Origin of the sequence: uncultured Maritalea sp. (genome assembly GCF_937139385.1) — a bacterium.
GTDB classification, from domain to species: Bacteria; Pseudomonadota; Alphaproteobacteria; order Rhizobiales; family Devosiaceae; genus Maritalea; species Maritalea porphyrae_A.
In genome coordinates, this window is record NZ_CAKZPW010000169.1 from 1 (window position 1) to 19,683 (window position 19,683).

20 protein-coding genes are annotated in these 19,683 nt (G+C 49.8%); 8 read left to right on the forward strand and 12 right to left on the reverse strand.

The genetic code is table 11. The features are described 5' to 3' along the window. Together Q0231_RS07080 and Q0231_RS07085 are read right to left on the reverse strand one after the other, a co-directional pair. Window positions 1–1,285, reverse strand: a 1,285-nt coding sequence (locus Q0231_RS07080; protein ID WP_299346732.1) for an ABC transporter substrate-binding protein, incomplete at its 3' end; no start/stop codon positions are given. Window positions 1,286–1,442: 157 nt separating this feature from the next. Next, a complete protein-coding gene (locus tag Q0231_RS07085; protein WP_299346734.1) occupies window positions 1,443–2,291 on the reverse strand; it encodes a glycosyltransferase family 2 protein in 849 nt (282 codons plus the stop codon). 210 nt (window positions 2,292–2,501) lie between these two features. Here Q0231_RS07085 and Q0231_RS07090 point away from each other — a divergent pair, with 210 nt between their 5' ends. Then, window positions 2,502–2,924 (forward strand): Hsp20 family protein, encoded by a 423-nt coding sequence (locus Q0231_RS07090; protein ID WP_299346735.1) that lies wholly within the window; start codon window positions 2,502–2,504, stop codon window positions 2,922–2,924. A 69-nt stretch (window positions 2,925–2,993) separates the two neighbouring features. Next, window positions 2,994–3,251 carry a DUF1150 family protein gene (locus Q0231_RS07095; protein WP_269393119.1) on the forward strand — a complete coding sequence of 86 codons (258 nt, stop codon included), beginning with the start codon at window positions 2,994–2,996 and terminating at the stop codon, window positions 3,249–3,251. Window positions 3,252–3,271: 20 nt separating this feature from the next. Here the strand turns inward: Q0231_RS07095 and Q0231_RS07100 are convergent, their stop codons facing one another. The 3 genes from Q0231_RS07100 to raiA all read right to left on the reverse strand — a co-directional run bounded on the left by Q0231_RS07100 (window position 3,272) and on the right by raiA (window position 4,814). Beyond that, the gene (locus Q0231_RS07100; protein WP_299346736.1) at window positions 3,272–3,601 is read right to left on the reverse strand and encodes a YbhB/YbcL family Raf kinase inhibitor-like protein; all 330 of its coding nucleotides are present in this window, start codon (window positions 3,599–3,601) and stop codon (window positions 3,272–3,274) included. A 139-nt stretch (window positions 3,602–3,740) separates the two neighbouring features. After that, a complete protein-coding gene (ptsN, locus tag Q0231_RS07105; protein WP_269393117.1) occupies window positions 3,741–4,208 on the reverse strand; it encodes a PTS IIA-like nitrogen regulatory protein PtsN in 468 nt (155 codons plus the stop codon). A gap of 39 nt (window positions 4,209–4,247) precedes the next feature. Next, complete coding sequence (gene raiA, locus Q0231_RS07110; protein WP_269393116.1) at window positions 4,248–4,814, reverse strand: ribosome-associated translation inhibitor RaiA; 567 nt, start codon at window positions 4,812–4,814, stop codon at window positions 4,248–4,250. A 382-nt stretch (window positions 4,815–5,196) separates the two neighbouring features. On the opposite strand from raiA, the gene Q0231_RS07115 reads away from it, so the two are divergent. Then, a complete protein-coding gene (locus tag Q0231_RS07115; protein ID WP_299346743.1) occupies window positions 5,197–6,111 on the forward strand; it encodes a glutaminase in 915 nt (304 codons plus the stop codon). Between the two features lie 19 nt (window positions 6,112–6,130). Here Q0231_RS07115 and rpoN read toward each other — a convergent pair whose 3' ends face one another. The 5 genes from rpoN to Q0231_RS07140 all read right to left on the reverse strand — a co-directional run bounded on the left by rpoN (window position 6,131) and on the right by Q0231_RS07140 (window position 10,300). Further along, complete coding sequence (gene rpoN / locus Q0231_RS07120; protein WP_299346738.1) at window positions 6,131–7,645, reverse strand: RNA polymerase factor sigma-54; 1,515 nt, start codon at window positions 7,643–7,645, stop codon at window positions 6,131–6,133. 135 nt (window positions 7,646–7,780) lie between these two features. Next, a complete protein-coding gene (gene lptB / locus Q0231_RS07125; protein ID WP_269393114.1) occupies window positions 7,781–8,524 on the reverse strand; it encodes an LPS export ABC transporter ATP-binding protein in 744 nt (247 codons plus the stop codon). A 2-nt stretch (window positions 8,525–8,526) separates the two neighbouring features. Then, window positions 8,527–9,021: an LptA/OstA family protein gene (locus Q0231_RS07130; RefSeq protein WP_269393113.1), complete on the reverse strand. Its 495-nt coding sequence runs from the start codon at window positions 9,019–9,021 to the stop codon at window positions 8,527–8,529. Next, window positions 9,018–9,668 (reverse strand): hypothetical protein, encoded by a 651-nt coding sequence (locus Q0231_RS07135; protein WP_269393112.1) that lies wholly within the window; start codon window positions 9,666–9,668, stop codon window positions 9,018–9,020. The genes Q0231_RS07130 and Q0231_RS07135 overlap by 4 nt, the downstream gene beginning before the upstream one ends. Before the next feature lie 17 nt (window positions 9,669–9,685). Then, the gene (locus Q0231_RS07140; RefSeq protein WP_269393111.1) at window positions 9,686–10,300 is read right to left on the reverse strand and encodes a ribonuclease D; all 615 of its coding nucleotides are present in this window, start codon (window positions 10,298–10,300) and stop codon (window positions 9,686–9,688) included. A gap of 227 nt (window positions 10,301–10,527) precedes the next feature. Between Q0231_RS07140 and mscL the strand changes: the two genes are divergently transcribed. Next, window positions 10,528–10,953, forward strand: a complete 426-nt coding sequence (mscL, locus tag Q0231_RS07145) for a large conductance mechanosensitive channel protein MscL (RefSeq protein WP_269393110.1) — start codon at window positions 10,528–10,530, stop codon at window positions 10,951–10,953. A gap of 59 nt (window positions 10,954–11,012) precedes the next feature. On the opposite strand, the gene Q0231_RS07150 is transcribed toward mscL, so the two are convergent. Then, window positions 11,013–12,053 carry a Glu/Leu/Phe/Val dehydrogenase dimerization domain-containing protein gene (locus Q0231_RS07150; protein ID WP_299346739.1) on the reverse strand — a complete coding sequence of 347 codons (1,041 nt, stop codon included), beginning with the start codon at window positions 12,051–12,053 and terminating at the stop codon, window positions 11,013–11,015. 289 nt (window positions 12,054–12,342) lie between these two features. Between Q0231_RS07150 and Q0231_RS07155 the strand changes: the two genes are divergently transcribed. Genes Q0231_RS07155 through Q0231_RS07170 form a run of 4 tightly spaced genes read left to right on the forward strand, consistent with a single transcriptional unit; the run spans window position 12,343 to window position 18,315 of the window. After that, window positions 12,343–13,137, forward strand: coding sequence for an ABC transporter permease (locus Q0231_RS07155; protein ID WP_269393108.1), 795 nt, complete (start codon window positions 12,343–12,345; stop codon window positions 13,135–13,137). Next, window positions 13,134–14,372: an ABC transporter ATP-binding protein gene (locus Q0231_RS07160; RefSeq protein WP_269393107.1), complete on the forward strand. Its 1,239-nt coding sequence runs from the start codon at window positions 13,134–13,136 to the stop codon at window positions 14,370–14,372. Before Q0231_RS07155 ends, Q0231_RS07160 begins: the two co-directional genes overlap by 4 nt. Next, window positions 14,372–14,662 carry a hypothetical protein gene (locus Q0231_RS07165; RefSeq protein ID WP_299346740.1) on the forward strand — a complete coding sequence of 97 codons (291 nt, stop codon included), beginning with the start codon at window positions 14,372–14,374 and terminating at the stop codon, window positions 14,660–14,662. Before Q0231_RS07160 ends, Q0231_RS07165 begins: the two co-directional genes overlap by 1 nt. After that, window positions 14,659–18,315 carry a glycosyltransferase gene (locus tag Q0231_RS07170; protein ID WP_299346741.1) on the forward strand — a complete coding sequence of 1,219 codons (3,657 nt, stop codon included), beginning with the start codon at window positions 14,659–14,661 and terminating at the stop codon, window positions 18,313–18,315. The genes Q0231_RS07165 and Q0231_RS07170 overlap by 4 nt, the downstream gene beginning before the upstream one ends. Window positions 18,316–18,327: 12 nt before the next feature. Here Q0231_RS07170 and Q0231_RS07175 read toward each other — a convergent pair. Beyond that, the coding region (locus tag Q0231_RS07175; protein ID WP_299346742.1) for a hypothetical protein at window positions 18,328–19,683 on the reverse strand (1,356 nt) is incomplete at its 5' end.

Sequence of the window (19,683 nt, forward strand, 5' to 3'; positions counted from 1 at the left end):
CAAGTAGAACCGCACCTTTACGATCCAATTCTTTCGAACGTGCAAGGTACTCACCCCACTCGTAAGAAACGATTTGAACGTTTACGCCAACTTCAGCGAAATCGGCTTGGATCAATTCAGCCATACGACGAGCATTTGGGTTGTATGGACGCTGAACAGGCATTGCCCAAACTTCCATTTCAAGACCAGATACGCCTTCAGCTTCAAGCATAGCTTTTGAAGCAGCTGGATCGTATGCATCGTCTACGATTGCGTCGTTATAAGACCACATGGTTGGTGGAATTGGGTTTTTAGCAGCTGAACCAGCGCCTTGGAATACAGCATCCAAGATCGCTTGTTTGTTGATTGCCATGTTCAACGCTTTACGAACTTTTGCGTTGTCAAATGGAGCCACTTGCGTGTTGTACGCAAGGTAACCAACGTTCAAGCCTTGCTGTTCCATCATAACCAAGTTGCTGTCAGCTTTTAGGCCTTCAATATCAGCAGGGTTAGGATATGGAGCAATGTGACATTCGCCCGCTTTCAACTTTTGGCCACGAACCGCAGCGTCAGTTGTAATTGCGAATACCAAATCGTCGATTGGCTGCTTGCCACCCCAATAATCGCCGTGCGCCGCATAACGGATCACTGCATCTTTTTGGTATGCAACAAAGCTAAATGGACCTGTGCCCACTGGCTCTTGGTTGAGCATTTCTTGTGTGCCAGATGCAGTCAACTGATCTGCATATTCTGCAGAAACGATTGAAGCAAAATCCATTGCAAGGTTTGCAACCATTGGCGCTTCAGGACGTGTCAAAATGAACTTCACAGTGTAATCGTCAACTTTAACGATATCGCTGATAAGGTCAGGCATAGACATGCCGTTGAAATATTCCCAAGAGATGCCTGGTACATATTCGTACCATGGGTGATCAGCGTTGCGCTGACGATCAAATGAGAACAATACGTCGTCTGCATTGAAATCGCGTGATGGTGTGAAGAAGCTCGTTGTGTGGAACTTCACGCCTTTACGAAGGTTGAAGGTATACTCCAAACCGTCTTCTGACACTTCCCAGCTTTCAGCCAAACCAGGAATAACCTGCGATGTGCCGCGCTTAAATTCAACCAAACGGTTGTAAAGTGGCTTAGAAGACGCATCAAAAGTTGTACCTGCTGTGTAAGGTGCAACGTCGAAGCCTTCAGGCGAACCTTCAGAACAATATACGAGTGTCTTGGCATAGGCTGAGCCCATAACCGTTGCACTCATGAGAGCCGTTGCTGCCAACAGCTTTCCAAATTTCTTCATGATAATGTTTCCCTCCAATTATCATTTGCGGCACTCGGACGCCGCAAGCAGACGTAACAAAGCTTCTTTTGACGATTGGTGCAACCACAAATCAAAAAAATTTTGATGTAATTGTCTGACAAGACTCACATTTTATCAATAAAGCCCTGAATCTTGATCAGGCAGTAAAATCTCGTAACCTTGATTCGAGGTGATCTTCGAACAAAAGGTCGCTTTTCCGGCGTTTTGCTGCATCAAACTGGTTCTCAGCTTCAAGTGAGAGTTCAAGGAATGAGATCAGGCCGCTTTGGGCACTTGTACCGCCTGCAAGGGGATAGAAACCGGACCGAAGCCGGTCCAGCAACAATCTTTTGATTCGCACATACCGCTGGCTTGCTTCAGGCCCCATACTGATGGATTGGACTTGTTTGAAATAGCGGTGTAACGGCAAAGCAAGGTGGAAGCTGCCATCCACATGGCAAAAAGCGCTCAGCATTAAACCAAGGTCAACAAGACACGGCAATTCCACGTCATATTCGACCGGAATTTTCTCACGGTCGTGGGCCACCATACTGTCCATTGAGATATTGGTGAATTTATACGCGCCTGCGCTCAACTTGCGGTTTTTGCCCGCACACCCAACCTGTCGCAAATATTCGCCCTTGTTGGTCACAACTTCTAAGCCCGTTGTGACCAGGGGGTGAAACTCTAGCGCTTTGGCCACCAGTTCCAATTTGGTTGGTACAAATTGGTCGTCAGCATCTAGCACAACGATATAGCGGCCTTTGGCTTTGTTTATGCCGATGTTTCGCGCGTTCGATGACCCTGTGCCGATCGCGCCCGTATCGGTAAAAACCAAGCGCGCATCATTAATCGCGTTTTCGCGCAAAAGCTCTTCATAATTGAATTGATCATCACATGAGATCACCAGCTCAAAATTCTTGTGCGTTTGTGCCAGTGCGCTGTGCACACTGGCAATGATTGTGTTTTGGGCCTTAAAGGCGGGCATAACGACGGATAAAAACATGAACAAACCTTATGAGGCTTTGGGCATCAACGGCAACAGGCCTTTATCAAGCGCGTCGCGGTCAAAGGGATTTTATCCTCCACTCTTGAACTTTAGCGCAGGCCAACCATATCATGGATACAGGCGCCGCTTGGCGGGTCTAAAAAGTTGCTTTGAACAAAGGACGGTTGAGCGTTTGGCCTTGGTGCATATGCTCTTACGAAAAACAATATGTCACGTATGTCATTCTTCTCCTCCCCATTTTTGCTCGGCTTTGACGAGTTTGAACAGCGATTAGACCGGTTGGCCAAGGCTGCTGACGGCTATCCGCCTTACAACATCGAACGCGTTGCTGCAGAAGACGGATCAGAAACCTTTCTGATTTCGATCGCTGTGGCTGGCTTTGGTGAAGATGAATTGGAAATCACACTTGAAGACAATCAGCTTTTGATCCGCGGGCGGCAGTCCGATGATCCAAAACGCGAGTTTTTACATCGCGGCATTGCCGCGCGCCAATTCCAACGCAGTTTTTTACTGGCCGAGGCCATGTTGGTTGAAGGCGCTGAACTGCGCGATGGTTTGCTCAATGTCATGATCCGCCGACCCAATATTGAAAAGGTCGCCAAACGGATCAAAATCAAGTCCGCCGATTAAATCAGCCAACTTGGGCTTTGTACGTGATCACAGATCAAGTGCGCCCAAATCTACGTCAGGAGTAAAGATATGGCCCAGCACACCCAACAAACCCCTTTGAGCAAAGAAGACTTTTTGGCGCTTGGAGAAGATAAAATCGTTTACCGCCGTCATCTCACCGGCAAGCAGCTTAAAACCATGTTTCCAGAGGCAAAAGATGCGCCCGAGCAAGCAGAGTTTGAAGCCCTATTCGCAGCAGATGGCACCCCTGTGCTGATCACTGACGACAGCGCTGCATTGCGCCAATGGTTAGATGACACAGGTCACAATGTGACCGTGCGGCACTAAGCCAAACAAGACTTGGATGCCTATTCGGGGAAAAAGCGCACTGCCTTTGCTGTGCCCAATTTGTCGCCGTAAAAGTCCAAGGCGGTCATTGTCCATTGATATTCGTGTTTGCCGTTAGGCGGACATGGTCCTTTATAGGTAAAAGCACCGGCGTCAATAAGCGTTTCTGCATCATAACTTATGGTGCCCCCGCCGTGACTAAAGCCGGGTGCATCTAAGTCTTTCAAACTAAACTTTAGTTTCTGCGTGCCCTCGGGCACGTCTTTGATTTCAAAGACCGGGCTATCAATGACATCCGGCCAGCCCGTATTGCAGGCGGGCGTATCGCCCCATTCAAATGATAAATCCATTGCGATTGCCGTGCTTGGTAAAAACATGGCCGTAGCGAGCAATAAACGAAACAATTGGCGCTCCCATATTCTTAAGACAAAGAATTATGGTGCGCCCCACGATAGGGATTGTCAATTTGTTGGGGGTGCCAGAAATGGCTTAGGCTGCGTCTGAGTGGCCCTTCGCGCGGGTCAAAAGCTGGTAAAGCTCTTTGGCGTCGCGGGTTTTGCGGGCTTCTTGGGCAACATTGTTTGAGCGCACCAGACGGGCGATGCGCGACAAAGCTTTCAGGTGGTCGGCGCCCGCGCCTTTGGGGGCGAGCAGTACAAACGCCAAATCAACAGGCTTGTCATCAACAGCGTCAAAATCAATAGGATGGTCTAGTCGCACAAAGACGCAAGTCACGCCCTTTAACCCATCGATTTTGCCGTGGGGGATGGCGATTCCCTCGCCAAGCCCCGTTGTGCCCAGTTGTTCACGTTCGGTCAGCGTTTTAAAGATTTGAAGGGCATCACCGCCAACAAGTTCAGCAGCTTTGTCCGCTGCAAGTTGCAGCAGTTGCCGCTTACATGTCGCCTTGGCACAGGGCACAATGGCTTCCTTTGTAAGGATGTCAGCGAGTTCCATTAAAAATCTCTCGTTCGTCGAACACCGAAGTGGCGCGTTTTAAGCGTCTTGCTGTGCTGGGTCAACCCAGCCGATATTTCCATCAGCCCGGCGATAAACCACATTAACGCGTCCATGTCCAGCATGGCGGAACACCAAGACGTCCTGTTGAGACAGGTCGAGCTCCATAACAGCTTCACCAACACTTATGGAATGTAGGTCTGAAGTTGATTCGGCGATGACCGCTGGAGAGAAGTCTTCTTCAACCTCTTCTTGCGATTCTGGCGATGCCAAAACGTACGACTGTGCGGTGGGCACATTACCCGCTACACGGCGATGGTTTTTCAGTTTGCGCTTGTAGCGACGAAGCCGTTTTTCAATATGCTCCGCAGCTGTTTCAAAAGCTGAAGTGGCATCACCTGCCACGGCGCTAGCTTGCAGCACAACGCCTGTATCCAAATGAACGAGACAATCGGCACTGAACCGCTTACCCTCATGTTCCAATGTGAGATGTCCATCATAGCCGCCGTCAAAATATTTAGTGACTGCGGATTCGAGATGATCCAATGCTTTTGTGCGCAATGCATCGCCAACATCCATGTTCTTGCCTGAAACACGTAAGTTCATTTTGTACCCCATTTCGTTAAAATTATTGAAGGGCTGAATAGCCGAGGACGAGTCCTCACAATTGAAAGTGTAACGCCCAAATCAGCGGAAACGCAATCAATCAATTTTATGATTATCTCGTCTAAATCCCTTCCATGCGATTAAAAAAAACGCTACCATCTTTAGCTATGCACTTGTGAATCACACCGCTTTTCGCGGCGCAGTTAATGTTTTGCAAAATTCCCCTCAATTGCTGTTGATCTGCATCAGGAAGTACGTGTTTTGTGCTGAGGTTGAGCAATTTTGCGACAATTCATCAAACAAGGGTTTCCAATCACCTCTCAAATTGTTTGAGTGGAGCGCTTAGTGTTGAGGAGTTTTTGTGAGCCAATCGTTAGATGAGATCAAATCGGCACTTAAACGCGCAATCGAGCGGGCTGAACAAACCAAAGAGCGGGGCAAAGTCGCCGCCTATATTCCCGAATTGGCAAAAGCCGATCCTCAAAAAGCCGGTATTGCGGTCACTTTGGCCAATGGCGAGACCATTAGCGCTGGGGACTGCAACCAACAAACCACCATTCAATCTGTCTCCAAAGTCTTCACCCTGGCCCTAGCGCTCGGCACGGTTGGCGATCGATTGTGGAGCCGAGTTGGGCGAGAACCCTCGGGTTCCGCATTCGATTCGATTTTGCAGCTCGAACATGAAAATGGGGTGCCTCGAAATCCATTCGTCAATGCGGGGGCAATTGTGGTCACCGATTCGATTTTGACCAGCTATCAGCCCAAAGAAGCGTTGGCCCAAATTGTTAGCTTTGTCCGGGCGTTAGCCGAAGACGAAACCATTCATATCGATAAGGCCGTTGCCATGTCGGAGACCCAAACAGGACACCGCAACCGCGCGCTTGCGCATTATCTTGCTTCCCATGGCAACTTGCGCGACGAAGTTGACCTGACGTTGGGCGTTTATTTTCATCAATGCGCTTTATCGATGTCTTGCGTGCAGCTTTCGCGAGCGGGGCGCTTTTTGGCCTTTGGCGGTGGGCTTGGTCCGCAAAACGGGCAAATGGTGTCTGCAAAACGGGCCAAACGTATCGCCGCCATCATGTTGACCTGCGGGCATTATGATGGATCTGGTGACTTTGCATATCGGGTGGGCGTGCCGGCAAAAAGCGGCGTCAGCGGCATGATCTTGGCGGTTGTGCCGCATATTGCATCAATTGCTGTTTGGTCTCCGGGGCTGAACAAGCATGGCAACTCTCTGATCGGCACGCAGATGCTGGAGCAAGTGGTCAACGAGTTAGATTGGTCGATTTTTTAACCGCAGCCAAAGGGCGCAACTAGCCCATCATGTCCCGCTTTTGACGTCGACGAATGACAGATGAGGGATAGCCCATGGCTTCGCGGTATTTGGCGACGGTGCGACGGGCCACCCCCATTTGAAATTTGTCATTCAAAATCACCGCCAATTTGTCGTCAGAGAGGATCTTTTTAGGGTCCTCCGCTTCGATCAATTGCCTGATTTCGTGCCGCACGGCTTCGGCTGAATGGTCCTCGTCGCCACTTGTGGAGCTTGAAATGGCGCTGGTGAAGAAATAGCGCAACTCAAACAGGCCGCGCGGCGTTGACACATATTTGTTGGCCGTCACCCTGCTGATGGTGCTTTCATGCATGTCCACCGCTTCGGCCACCATTTTGAGTGTCATCGGTTTGAGGTGTGAAACCCCATGCACCAAAAATCCATCTTGCTGTCGGGCGATTTCACTGGTGACTTTAAGAATGGTTTGCGCGCGTTGATCAAGGCTTTTGGTCAACCAGTTTGCGGTTTGCATACATTCTTGCAAATAGGTCTTTTCTTCGCCCTTTTTGGCTTTGGCAGACACCTCAGCATAATAGGTGCGATTGATCAAAACGTTGGGCAAAACATCATTGTTTAGTTCAATTTGCCATCCCCCACCATTCGCGGCGCGAATGTAAACATCTGGCACAACGGGTTGAATGGCCGATCCTTCAAACGAAGCGCCAGGACGCGGGTTGAGCCGTTTGATCTCGGTTAGCATGTCTTTGAGATCATCTTGGTCACAATTGATCAGCGCCATCAATTCTTTGAATTTGTGGGCCGCCACAAGGTCTATATTGTCCAGAAGCGCCTGCATCATCGGGTCCAGACGATCTTTTTCGCGCAATTGAATGGCCAAACATTCAGGCACATTGCGGGCGAATATGCCGATAGGGTCGCACCCTTGAATGGCTTCAAGCACCGCTTCAACATGCCCAAGTTCTGTGCCCAATTGCTCAGCGATTTGGTCTAAATCTTTGTCTAGATACCCAGCCTCGTTAAGGTTCTCAATGATCGCGCTGGCGATCAATAGGTCCCCGGGGTGGCGCAAAATCAAATGAACCTGTTCAATCAGATGATCGCCGAGGGATTTTTGCGACGAAACATATTGGTCGATCTCTGCCTTTTCAGGGCCAACCCCTTGCCCGCGGCTTTCTTGGTAACTGGTGGTGGATTGAGAAACAGAATCTTGGCCCACTTGTTCGGGAAACAGATTTGAGGGGTCAGTATCCATCTCGCTGGCCACAGAAACAGCGCTTTCCATTTGTTCGGTTCGGCTGGAAATATCTTGTGCCGCATCGCTTGATGGTGTGCCATCCTGCTCACCGGGGCCATCGCCATCAGAATCCGCATTTGGGTCCGTACGTTCCAGCAGTGGGTTGTGCAACAATTCGGCTTCAACAAATGTGCTCAGCTCAAGATGAGACAATTGCAAAAGCTTGATTGACTGCATCAATTGCGGCGTCAATTTAAGCGTTTGTGCTTGTCTTAGTTCAAGGCGTGGGCCCAGCGCCATTTGGTGGTGCTCCGTGAATGGAAATCAGGTCTTTAAGGAGAAAATGCCATGATTTGCATGCCCTATACAAGTTTCATGCCAAACAATCTGACAACAATATTTCAAACTTGTGAATATGTGGCTGGCGGGCCCAGCCTAAAGGTGGAAATCTTGGCCCAAATATACGCGACGGGCCTCTTTGTCATTGGTGATATCTTCGGGACGACCCTGCACCATCACCTGCCCACCATGGATAATATAGGCCCGATCCACCAGCCCTAAGGTTTCGCGCACATTATGATCGGTGATTAGAACGCCAATGCCTTTGTCGGTCAATTGTTTGACCAACCCTTGAATTTCACCCACCGCAATGGGGTCAACCCCGGCAAATGGTTCATCGAGCAACATAAAGGCGGGGTCTGCCGCCAAAGCCCGAGCGATTTCTACGCGACGACGCTCGCCGCCGGACAAGGCAAGCGCATCAACGTCGCGGATGTGGGTAATAGAAAATTCTTCAAGCAGTTGATCCAAGCGCTCGTGGCGGGCTTTTGACGACTTCACATGGCCTTCTAGAATGGACAAAATATTGTCTTTAACGTCCATTCCACGAAATATTGAGGGTTCCTGAGGCAAATACCCCATGCCCAATCGACCGCGCTGAAACAGCGGCAAGCCTGTGATTGGCCGCCCGTGTAGCAAAATCTCGCCATTGTCGGGGGCAACAATGCCCATGATCATTGAAAAGACAGTGGTCTTGCCCGCGCCATTTGGGCCCAATAGGCCAACCGCTTCGCCTCTGTTTACCGCAACAGACACGTCTCGAATAACCACTTTTTTGCCATAGGATTTGGCGAGAGAGTGGGCAACCAACCAACCTGTGGGATCAACTTCACCGGCCATGGTTAGTTCCCAGACCCAAAAGTGGCGGTTACGCGGCCATTGTTTTTGCCACCACCTTCAAACCGTGTGGTGTTGGTGCTCAGGTCAATGATCATTTCATTTGAATTGATCACATCATTTGACCCCGTTTGACTGGTCGAAACATTGCCAATAAGCGTGAGTGATTTTGTTGACGGGTCATAAATACCTCGGTCAGCAATCGCTTTTTGATTGCCAAACTCCACCCGAATGCGGCCATCTGCGGTGACCTTTTTCAAATCTGAAGGGCCGCCCTCTCCATAGGAGGCAATCAGCCGTGGGGCCCAGAGTTGAAAGGTTTTTTGTTTGGCGTATACGTTGCCAGTAAAGGTGGCCGTTTTGCTCTGCTGGTCAATTTCAAACAGATCCCCGGTAATATTGACCTGTTCGCTGGATTGCGCAAATCCGCTTGCGCTTCCTATCAGGAACACAACAATGCCAACAAAAACAAGATGGGCTATACTTTTTAGTCGCATCATTGCGAAACGTCCTTTTCGGGCGCGGGTATTAAAACCAGCGTAAAATCGGTGAATTCCCATTTTCCTTGCGCAGAATTGTACTTCATTGTGGCCGCATCAAGTGTTGAGCCATCAATAAAGTCAAATCGCACCCCATTCCCGCCAGTAAATCTCTGCTCAGAAAGGAAAATGACACCATTGCCGAGGCGCCCCTTATCTCCATTGCTCGATGAAATTTCAATGGGGGTTAGCATTTCTAAGGTTTCATCCAAAAAGTTGTAACGACCATCATCTGAAGTCGCTTTAGCGGTGGTGCCATCAGCGAACCAAAGATCGCCCACCATATCAACCAAGTCCACACTGTCTTGATTGGTCAACCCTGTTTCAGCGCTGTGAGCGGCAATACGGTAGCGCCCCCCATCACCAAGGGCACCTTTTGCCCTTGGAGCATCAATTATCAAACGATCACTATTGATGCGAACCGCGTCAAATTGTGCGGCTGGGAACAAGGTGCTTAAAACCATTGGCAACACCAAATAAGCGAACAAAACGGCACCTAGGATGGGTACAATTATGCGCAGAAATTTGACGATAAGATGCCGTCGTGCGATCCCTTTGAACGCACTTTCGATATCACGTTGGGCAATTGGTGCTGAATGATTGGCCATCGCCGCGCCTGGTTTGTTTAACTGTGCGCGAAGATATCTGTTTCTGGCCAGCCTGCCAAATCGAGCTGCACGCGGGTGGGCAAAAAGTCAAAACAAGCCTGCGCCATTTCCATTCGCCCTTCGCGTTTTAGCATACGGTCCAAGTGGCGGCGCAAGTCGTGCAAATATAGGACATCGCTTGCAGCATATTCGAGTTGCGCGTTGGTCAGCTTTTCCGCGCCCCAATCAGAACTTTGTTGCTGTTTGGACATATCGACCCCCAACAGTTCGCGCGAAAGGTCCTTTAAGCCGTGTCGATCTGTGTAGGTACGCACCAATTTTGAAGCAATTTTGGTGCAATAGGATGGCGTGGTTACAGTGCCAAAGGCATTATAGAGCGCAGCGATATCAAAACGGGCAAAGTGAAAGAGTTTGGTGCGCTCTTGATCGGCCAAAAGCTTTTGCAGATTTGGCGCTTCGGTTTGCCCCAGTTCAATTTTCACCACGTCTGCAGTGCCATCGCCCGGGGAAAGTTGGACCACACACAAGCGGTCGCGAAATGGGTTTAGGCCCATTGTTTCGGTGTCAATTGCCACTTGGCGCCCATAATTGTCTAGGTTTGGTAGGTCGCCGCTATGCTGCCGGATGGTCATTGGTTCACCTTTAACGCGTTGAAATCTTTGATACGATCTTTTACCGCACTGACCAAAAAAAGAAACGGTTTAATTTACGCACATCTTTGATTGTGTCGAAATGCCGAACGAATTGTTCACACAGTTTAGCCAATTGAAATATATTAAGTTTTTGTTATTGTTTTGCGCGAGGGCGCCAATAGGGGAGCGCACCGAAATACTAAAATGATAGGGGTTGAACAAACAACATGCTTAAAGAATTTAAAGAGTTTGCCATGAAGGGCAACATGATTGATCTGGCCGTTGGTGTGATCATTGGGGCTGCATTTGGTGCCATTGTTGGCTCACTTGTGGACGACGTGTTTATGCCTGTAATCGGTCTTTTGATTGGTGGCGTGGACTTTTCCAACATGTTTATTGTGCTTAAAGACGAAGCTGCTGGCAACTATGCCACTTTGGCCGCTGCGCAAGAAGCTGGTGCCGTTACCATGAACATTGGCCTGTTCGTGAATGCAGTTGTGAAATTCTTGATAATTGCGTTTTCCATCTTCTTGGTGGTCAAGGGCATTAATTCCATGAAGAAAAAAGAAGAAGCCGCACCTTCTGCGCCGCCCGCACCTTCAAAAGAAGAAGTGTTGCTTGGCGAAATTCGTGACCTGCTTGCCAAAAAGTAGTTCACTTGCATTTCCATGCAGTGAGGGGGTCGGCTTGCCGGCCCCTTTTCTTTGTTTGTTTAGGCTTTTGCCAAAATATTGTCGACCCACTGATCAGCCACAATATGGGGTAAAGCATGTGTCGTCGTTGCTTGGCTCAATATTTGGTCCGTTGTATCGGCCAGCCGAATGACTTTTTCTTCAACCCAAGCTTGCTCCGAAATCTTTAAAATTTCAGCGGCCACATTGATGATGCCCCCGCCATTGACCACATAATCGGGCGCATAAAGAATGCCCCTGTCTGCCAGCAATTGGCCGCAGTTTTCATCTGCCAATTGATTGTTGGCCGCCCCAGCAACAACTTTTGCTTCAAGCTGCGGGATGGAACCTGGTGAAATTGATGCGCCCATGGCGCAGGGGGCAAAAATATCAGCCTCAACCCCGTAAATGGCATCGGGGTCCACAATCCTTGCGCCAAAGCGTGAGCTGGCTTCTTCAATGGCTGTCGCATTGATATCTGTGGCCACAAGTTTGGCCCCCGCTTCATGCAGATGTGCGCACAAATGCATGCCCACATGGCCAAGGCCCTGCACAGCAACGGTTTTGCCCTTAAGGTCGTTAGTCCCTAAACCGTATTTGGCCGCCACTTGCATGCACAAAAACACACCCCGCGCGGTCACTGGCGAAGGATCGCCACTGCCAAATGGACCATCTGATAGGCCCGCTGCATAACTGGTGAATTTGGCCGCTTCAGCAATGTCCTCAACGGAAATGCCAACATCCTCTGCGGTGTAATAAGTACCAGCCAATTCATTGACGAATTTGCCAAACGTTTGCATCAACTCAGGCGTTTTGTCTTTACGCGGATCTGCAATAATCACCGACTTGCCGCCACCCAGTGGCAAGCTTGCCGCTGCGTTTTTGTAGGTCATGCCCTTGGCCAAGCGCAGTGCGTCGGTTTCGGCTGCGTCAATATTTTCATAATTGAACATACGGCAACCACCAGCCGCAGGTCCCAGTTTTGTGCTGTGAATGGCAATAATCGAGCGCAAACCCGTGGCATCATCACTTGCTAAAACCACCCGCTCATAGCCCGGTGCGTCAAGCTCTTTCAGTTTCATAACCCTAGTCCCCAGCGTGAAGCTTTTGTCTTTTTTTGCAGCTGTTTTGGCGCGCTCATCTGCTGGCGTCAACAGCGGTTCGCGGGTTTGGTGCAAATATATGCAGACATATTCGACCAAGGTCGTAAGGGTCTGTGCGAATATTCACATGTGAGTGTGCAAATTGCACGGAACGCGAGCGCATCAAACCGTGCCGCAAAGCTTGAAATTTGACCCGCAAGCGCGTAACTGTCAGCTCTGATTTTTTGTAACCTACACGCAAGCCGGATCGGCACCAGGAATTGTAAGAATGAAAGACCTTCTCGTCAGTCTTTGGGCCTATCGACATTTTTTGCTCAATTCGATTTGGAATGACTTCCGCGCCAGATTTGTGCGATCGCGTTTGGGCGCCGCGTGGATTGTGTTTCAACCGCTTTCCCAAGTGCTTATCTATGCTTTCATCCTGAGCAATTTATTGTCCGCTAAGGTGCCGGGGATTGAAAATACCTATGGCTATGCGATCTATTTGATGTCTGGCCTTTTGGCGTGGAACTTGTTTTCCGAGGTTTTGGACCGCTGCATTAAAGTGTTTGTGAGCAATGCCAACGCCATCAAGAAAGTCAACTTCCCCCGCGTTACCCTGCCCATTATTGAAGTGGGTGCGGCGATCACCAACAATATTATCTTGTTGGCGGTGATGGTGGTGATCTTTTTAATTTTGGGTCACCCACCCGGTTGGCCAATGTTGTTGATCTTTTTGATGATCCCCCTCATTGCACTATTTGCCATGGGCATTGGTTTGTTCTTGGGGGTTGTTAATGTGTTCATTCGCGATGTGGAACAAGTTACCCCGATCATTTTACAGGTGTTGTTTTGGCTCACCCCGATCGTTTACCCCTCAACCATTATCCCTGAAAAATACATGACGTGGATGCGGCTCAATCCGGTTTTTCAACTGGTTGATTTCTATCATCAGGTCATTGTTCAATCTATTGTGCCTTCATTCACCGGGGTCCTAATTGTGGGGGCGATCGGTGCTGTTGCGAGTGTGGTGGCGCTTTTGGTCTTTCGCCGGGCAGGACCGGATATGGTGGATGTACTATGAGTATTGTACGCGTCGACAAGATTTCAAAGTCGTTCAAGACCTATAAGTCTGAATGGCATCGTGTGCTGGGGTGGATAGGAATTGAAATTGCTCCCCTTACGGAAAAGACCATTCTTTCAGACGTAAGTTTTGAAGTTGAGGCGGGCCAAGCCATCGGCCTTATTGGGCAGAATGGCGCGGGTAAATCCACCTTGCTCAAAATCATTTCCGGCACCATGCAGGCCAATACGGGCACCGTTGAACTAAACGGCCGCGTGTCCGCGCTTTTGGAACTGGGTATGGGCTTTAATCCCGATATGACGGGCCGCGCCAATGTGTGGAATACCGCGGGTCTGATGGGATTTTCCAAAGACCAAATCGACGATGTAATGGCCGATATTGAAGATTTTGCAGAGATCGGCACCTATTTTGACGAGCCGATCCGTACCTATTCAAGCGGCATGCAGGTGCGTTTGGCCTTTTCGGTCGCCACAGCCTTTCGCCCTGATATTTTGATCGTGGATGAAGCTTTGTCCGTGGGGGACGCCTACTTTCAACACAAAAGCTTTGCGCGCATTCGCCAGTTCCAAGAGCAAGGCACCACCTTGTTGTTGGTCTCGCACGATCGGGCATCTGTGGCGTCTTTGTGTGACCGGGCATTGCTGATCCACGACGGCAAAGTGGCCAAAGATGGTGACCCCGAAGAAGTGCTCGACTATTACAACGCCATCGTTGCGCAGCGTGAAGGCAGTCGACTTGAGCAGGTCAAGGGGGCTGATGGGCGCGTGCGCACCATTTCTGGCACCGGCGAAGCGACGATTGAAAACATCCAATTGGTGGATGAAAAGGGCGAGGACGTCGACAGTTTGTTGGTTGGCGACAAGGCCTCGATCATCATCGATTTGGCTGTGCATGAACCCATCCCTGAACTGGTGGTGGGCTATATGATCAAAGACCGCCTGGGCCGGGCCGTTTTTGGCACCAACAGTTTTCACACCAAACAAGTCATTACCGACTTAAAACCAGGCGAAACCTATCGCTACCAATATGATTTTGACGTAAAAATCGGACATGGCAACTATTCCATTCAAGTGGCGTTGCACCAAGCCGATAGCCACATCGCCAAAAACTATGAATGGCGCGATCTCGCGCTGACCTTTAGCGTAGCAAACACCAAATATGCCTTGTTTGAGGGCACCAGCTGGATACCGCCAAAACTGACGATCGAGCGACAAATGGGCAAGGAAACGAAATAGTGCGCGCCGTAATTTCGAAGATCATTTTGCCCGTTAAAATTGTGATCGTGCGCGGAATTAGGTTCGTCGCACCTCAAGTCATGTCGCGTCCTTTGCTGCGTAAAGCTGCGATGTCTGTGGTGTCGCTCAGCCCAGCAGTTTCGCGCCGTTTGCGCAATATTGTGTTGGCAGACCCAGCCAATTCGGCTTTCGGCAGTCGCTCAAATATGTTGGCCAATAGCCAACTTAGCCCCCGCGCGCGCTTAAACCGCGCATTGTTCGACAGGCTTTCGGCCAAGGATAAAAAATGACCCGCATTTTGATCGATATGCAAGCCTGCCAAACCGAAAGTCGGCTGCGGGGCATGGGGCGCTACGCCAGAGAATTGACGCGCGCGCTAATTGCATCCGCCCAGCCCGGTGATGAATATCACCTGCTGTTTAACGCTTCGCTGGAGAACTCGCTTACTCAGAGTTTACGTGAGTTCCACAAGCTGCTGCCCGCGACGCAAATACACATTGTACAATTGCCCAAACTCACCCAACTGAACGATCCGGGGAATGCGCAAAAAAACAGTGCCGCGGAACTGCTGTACGAAGCCTTTGTTGGCTATATCATGCCAGATGTTTTGTTCGTGCCCAGCTTTTTTGAGGGCTTTGTCGATGACGCGACAATCTCGTTTGAGCATATGTTGCCTTGCCCGGTGGTGGTGACCATCCACGATCTAATCCCGCTGCTATATAAAGGCGAATACCTGTCGAAAAACCCCGGGTACAAAGCCGCCTACACAGCGAAATTGCATCAAATTGAGAGTGCTGCTGCGCTTGTGGCGATTTCGGATTCATCCGCTAAGGAAGCGCATCAGCATTTGTCCTTTGAGGCAACGCGCATCATCAATGCGTCTGAAGCAGCAGATCCAATGTTCAAACCAATAAAGGTTAGCGATGCTGAACGTGATGCGCTTTATGCCAAGTTCGACATATCAGCTCCCTTTGTGTTTTACACCGGAGGCGCAGACCATCGCAAAAACCTCTATCGATTGATCGAGGCATTTGGCTCTATGCCAAAAGCAACGCGCGCAAAATACGACTTGGTTTTTGCGGGCAGCATACCAAAGCAAGAGCGGCTAGCGCTACTTGAAGCGGCAAAACAGCATAAAGTTGGCAACAAGCTGAAGCTGCTGGGCTTTGTTTCTGACCGTGAGTTGGTCGATCTGTTTAATCTAACCGACCTATTTGTGTTCCCGTCGTTGCATGAAGGGTTTGGTTTGCCCCCCTTGGAGGCCATGCAGTGCGGTACACCAACGATTGCCGCCAATTGCTCCAGTATCCCTGAAGTTGTTGGCAATCCCAAAGCACTATTTGATCCAAACAATACCTCTGAGCTGTCGCAAATGATGGCCCATGTGTTGCAAGATAGTGCTTTTCGCCAAGAGCTGGCAGAAGAAGGGCTTGCGAGGGCGAAAGAATTCAGTTGGGCGAAAACGGCAAGCGTTGTCCGAACTGTTTTGGAAGAGTTTGCAGCGCCAGCTGCGCACGTTCCTTCAACTTGGGACGAGTTTCAAAAGCATTTCGATGCAATTGATCAGCAGACAGCAGAAACACTCCTGCACATGTTGGCCAATTCCAAAAAAGACAATGGCGCATTTTTTAACAAGATTGCGCAACTCATGGCTGATAATCGGCGGGCTTGCGAAAAGCGGCTGGCTTTTTCCCGTTCAAAAAAGAACGACAATGGGAACCTGCGCTTGGAAGGCCCTTTTGATAGCTCTTACAGCCTTGCACTTGTTAATCGGGAGTTGGCGCGAGCGCTTGAGCAAACAGGGTCAACTATCGCCCTATTGTCCTCTGAAGGGCCCGGAGATTTCCCCGCAAACCCAACGTTTTTGGCTCAGAACCCAGACTTAAGCGCCATGTACGCGCGCGCCCTTGAGCCGCCGATTGATGAGGCTTATTCGATCAGTCGAAACATGTACCCGCCTCGGGTTGCAGATCTGCGCCATCCAAATGCAGGTCTTCACACCTATGCGTGGGAAGAAACAGAGTTCCCTGCAGAGTTCGCGCAAGGCTTCAACGAGAGTTTGAGCTATATTTGCGTGACCTCAGAACATGTGAAAAAGCTCTTGATCGATAGTGGCGTCAATGTGCCGATTAGCGTCGTTGGCAATGGTGTTGACCATTGGAATAAGATTGAGGCCGATTCATCCTATGAATTGACGGCGAAATCTTTCAAGTTCTTGCATGTCTCGTCTTGCTTCCCGCGCAAAGGGGCGGATGTTTTAGTAAAAGCTTTTGCACAAAGCTTCACAGGTGATGACGATGTCAGTTTGATCATCAAAACCTTCGAAAACCCGCACAACGACATCGCGGATCAAATCGCAAAACTGCGGCAAAAGCACAAGAACTTCCCGGACATCAAATTGATATTTGATGATATGGCCGCGGAACAACTCAAGTCCTTGTATGAACAATGCGATGTATTGGTGGCGCCAAGTCGGGCCGAGGGATTTGGTTTGCCAATTGCAGAGGCAATGCTTTGCGGACTTAGTGTCATTACAACCGGTTGGAGCGGGCAGCTTGAATTTTGCAACGACCAAAACGTACGTTTGATCGACTATGCCTATGCCAAAGCGTCGACCCATGAGTTCGCCTTTGATAGCGTCTGGGCAGAGCCAGATGTGCAAGACCTTGCAAACAGCATGAAGCAGGCCTTTGAAAAATCCGACAGTGTTAGTGTGCCGCCTTTAGCGGTTTCTGCTTTGCTGGAAGGCTTCAGTTGGCACGCCGTTGCACAACGGCACAAAAAGGCAGCGCATGTTAGTGCGCCAATGCTGCCCCCTTCGGTTGGGTGGGTTTCAACTTTTAGAAAGCGTTGTGGCATTGCCACATATTCGGAGCATTTGCTCAGCGAAATGTCCTTGCCAACGGTCATCCTTGCCGATGATGGCACGATGCTAGAAGGACATGAACGAGAACGGATTGAGATTTGTTGGTCTGAGGGAAGCCCAGACGACTTGTCGGCCCTTAAAACGCAGATCGAACACCATGATTTTGACGTGGTGATGATCCAGTTCAACTATGGTTTTTTTGAATTTGAGCACTTCAATCAACTGCTGCTCGACCTGAAAAAACAAGGGCGCACCATTGTCGTAACGCTGCATTCAACAATCGATCCGGCTCATGATGAAACGCGCAAGTTGGCATTTATCCAACAAGGGCTGAGTGTTTGTGACCGTTTGTTGGTTCATTCGGTGAATGACCTTAATCGGCTGAAAACGCTTTCGCTCGACAAGAATGCCGCGCTCTTTCCGCATGGGGCGCTTGTTACGGACAATGTTTTCGCGCGTGAAATCATGCCAGTGGGCACGCAAGTGCTCCATCTGGCTGCCTATGGTTTCTTTTTGCCCAACAAGGGGTTGTTGGAGCTGATCGAGGCCACTAAGCTTTTGCGAGATCGTGGGGTCAACGCGCGCTTAAAACTTGTGAACGCCCAATTCCCAGCGGCAGTTTCGGCCGATTTAATCAAGCAGGCCAAAGACTTGACCAAAAAACTGGACCTGAACAAATTTGTTGAGTTCCACACTAAGTTTTTGGCAGATGAAGACAGTTTGAGCCAGCTCTCAAGCTCAGATTTGATTGTCTACCCCTATAAATCGACGGGAGAATCAGCAAGCGGTGCCGTGCGGTATGGTATCGCCACGGGCAAGCCCGTGCTGGTGTCACCCTCGCCGATTTTTGATGATGTTTCGGCCGCTGTTCATTATATGAAAGGTACAACACCGAGCGATATCGCTGATTGTGTTATGCAAGTGATCAAAGCCTGCAATGCGAAGGAGCCAGGCTTCACTGAAAAGCTTGAAGGTGCAAAAAAATGGCGCGCTTCGCACGGCTATCCCATCATTTCACGGCGGCTTTCAGGAATGTTGCAGGCACTGCATCGTGAGAATGTTCAGAGCAAGGTCTAATGGTGCTGGCGGTTATGCCAGCACAAGGTCAAACGCTTCAAAGTCCGACAAATGTCCAATTGTTGAAACAATGCCCACGTCGTCATAGGACCAACTGCGCAAATAGCTAATGTCGGTGACATCATCAAAGGCCGACAAATCGACCAAGATGATCTTGCCTTCAAGCACAACCATTTCAACCGTGTCCCGCTCTGCCAGCAAGTATTTAACAAATGTCATCGCTTCTTGCGAATATTCGGTAATCTGTGAAGCGCGAATGGTGTGGCCCGTTGGTGTGGGCGTTTCAGGCTTATGATCAAGGTCGCCATGATCAATTGGCAGGATGCTGATGGGCAGATCAGTGCCAAACATACTGTTCCAGTCGACCCCTTGGATTGAAGATATGTCAAAGCTGGCGAACAGTTCCTGATTTGCAATGCTATAGGCGCTCAAGCTTACATTTTGTCCAAAATCGAACTGAAGCTGAAGGCTGGTCGAAAGATTTGGTGCGCTGCCATTGTCGTCACCTTGTGGGGACGACGCTTTAGGTTCGCTTTGGTTGGTTTGCACGCTTGTTTTGGCTTCGGTAAATCCTTGTTCAACCGTCGACACGGTTGTCTGAGACACAAAGACATCAAAAACACCGGCCAAGCCAGTGTCAAAGCCGCCCCCATCCAGATTGCCGCTGAGACCCTTTGTCAGCACAATTGAATTTGGCACGTTGAACACATCAAGGTCGTGCTGAGACTGGGCTTGCGCGCCGGCACTTTTGGCTTGTTCAATGTTCGCTTCGCTTGTTTCAGCCATATCGTCTGAAACCGCGGACACGTCGCGATCCGTTTGAGCATCCTCTGTTGCCTGCGCGGCGCTTAATTCTAAACTGTTCGCAGTGGATTGCTCGTCTTGCTCAGTGGTTGTTTGGCTGTTTTGCAAGAACTCAAAGCTTGATTTGCTGCTCATGCCAAAGGTCACTGCGATCGCAGATAAGCTGAGTGAAATTGGATTTGGCAAAATCGCTGATGTCGCCGCGCTCTGCACTTCGCGCTCGGCGGGCTCTATTGCATTCTTTGTTGTTGGTGTGGCGTCGGCTGCAGTGTCTTGCGCATCTTGTTCCGTCAATGCGGCCTGCAATATGCCAAATGCGCCGTCTGTTTCGCTCAAAGGCGCGTTCAACAGCACATCAAAATCACCAGCGGCCTGGTCAATTTCGGCGCCATGGGCAATGCCCACCAATTCGTCTGACGCAACAAACAAGGTCCAAATCAGTGCGGTGAGCATAATGGCTGGGTGCAAAAACACGCCTTCGCCAGGGCGCAAGGACACAATATTCGCCGCGCGTTTTTCAATTGCGCGATCAACAAATGCATTGATCAAATCTGTAAAGCTACT

Coding starts and splice junctions, on each gene's coding strand:
- Q0231_RS07135 (WP_269393112.1), bottom strand. CDS start 9,668: ATGGCCAATCATTCAGCACCAATTGCCCAACGTGATATCGAAAGTGCG.
- Q0231_RS07100 (WP_299346736.1), bottom strand. CDS start 3,601: ATGGATTTATCATTTGAATGGGGCGATACGCCCGCCTGCAATACGGGC.
- Q0231_RS07150 (WP_299346739.1), bottom strand. CDS start 12,053: ATGAAACTGAAAGAGCTTGACGCACCGGGCTATGAGCGGGTGGTTTTA.
- ptsN (WP_269393117.1), bottom strand. CDS start 4,208: ATGGAACTCGCTGACATCCTTACAAAGGAAGCCATTGTGCCCTGTGCC.
- rpoN (WP_299346738.1), bottom strand. CDS start 7,645: ATGGCGCTGGGCCCACGCCTTGAACTAAGACAAGCACAAACGCTTAAA.
- Q0231_RS07130 (WP_269393113.1), bottom strand. CDS start 9,021: ATGATGCGACTAAAAAGTATAGCCCATCTTGTTTTTGTTGGCATTGTT.
- Q0231_RS07170 (WP_299346741.1), top strand. CDS start 14,659: ATGACCCGCATTTTGATCGATATGCAAGCCTGCCAAACCGAAAGTCGG.
- lptB (WP_269393114.1), bottom strand. CDS start 8,524: ATGGCCGGTGAAGTTGATCCCACAGGTTGGTTGGTTGCCCACTCTCTC.
- Q0231_RS07095 (WP_269393119.1), top strand. CDS start 2,994: ATGGCCCAGCACACCCAACAAACCCCTTTGAGCAAAGAAGACTTTTTG.
- Q0231_RS07140 (WP_269393111.1), bottom strand. CDS start 10,300: ATGACCATCCGGCAGCATAGCGGCGACCTACCAAACCTAGACAATTAT.
- raiA (WP_269393116.1), bottom strand. CDS start 4,814: ATGAACTTACGTGTTTCAGGCAAGAACATGGATGTTGGCGATGCATTG.
- Q0231_RS07155 (WP_269393108.1), top strand. CDS start 12,343: ATGAAAGACCTTCTCGTCAGTCTTTGGGCCTATCGACATTTTTTGCTC.
- Q0231_RS07085 (WP_299346734.1), bottom strand. CDS start 2,291: ATGTTTTTATCCGTCGTTATGCCCGCCTTTAAGGCCCAAAACACAATC.
- mscL (WP_269393110.1), top strand. CDS start 10,528: ATGCTTAAAGAATTTAAAGAGTTTGCCATGAAGGGCAACATGATTGAT.
- Q0231_RS07090 (WP_299346735.1), top strand. CDS start 2,502: ATGTCACGTATGTCATTCTTCTCCTCCCCATTTTTGCTCGGCTTTGAC.
- Q0231_RS07160 (WP_269393107.1), top strand. CDS start 13,134: ATGAGTATTGTACGCGTCGACAAGATTTCAAAGTCGTTCAAGACCTAT.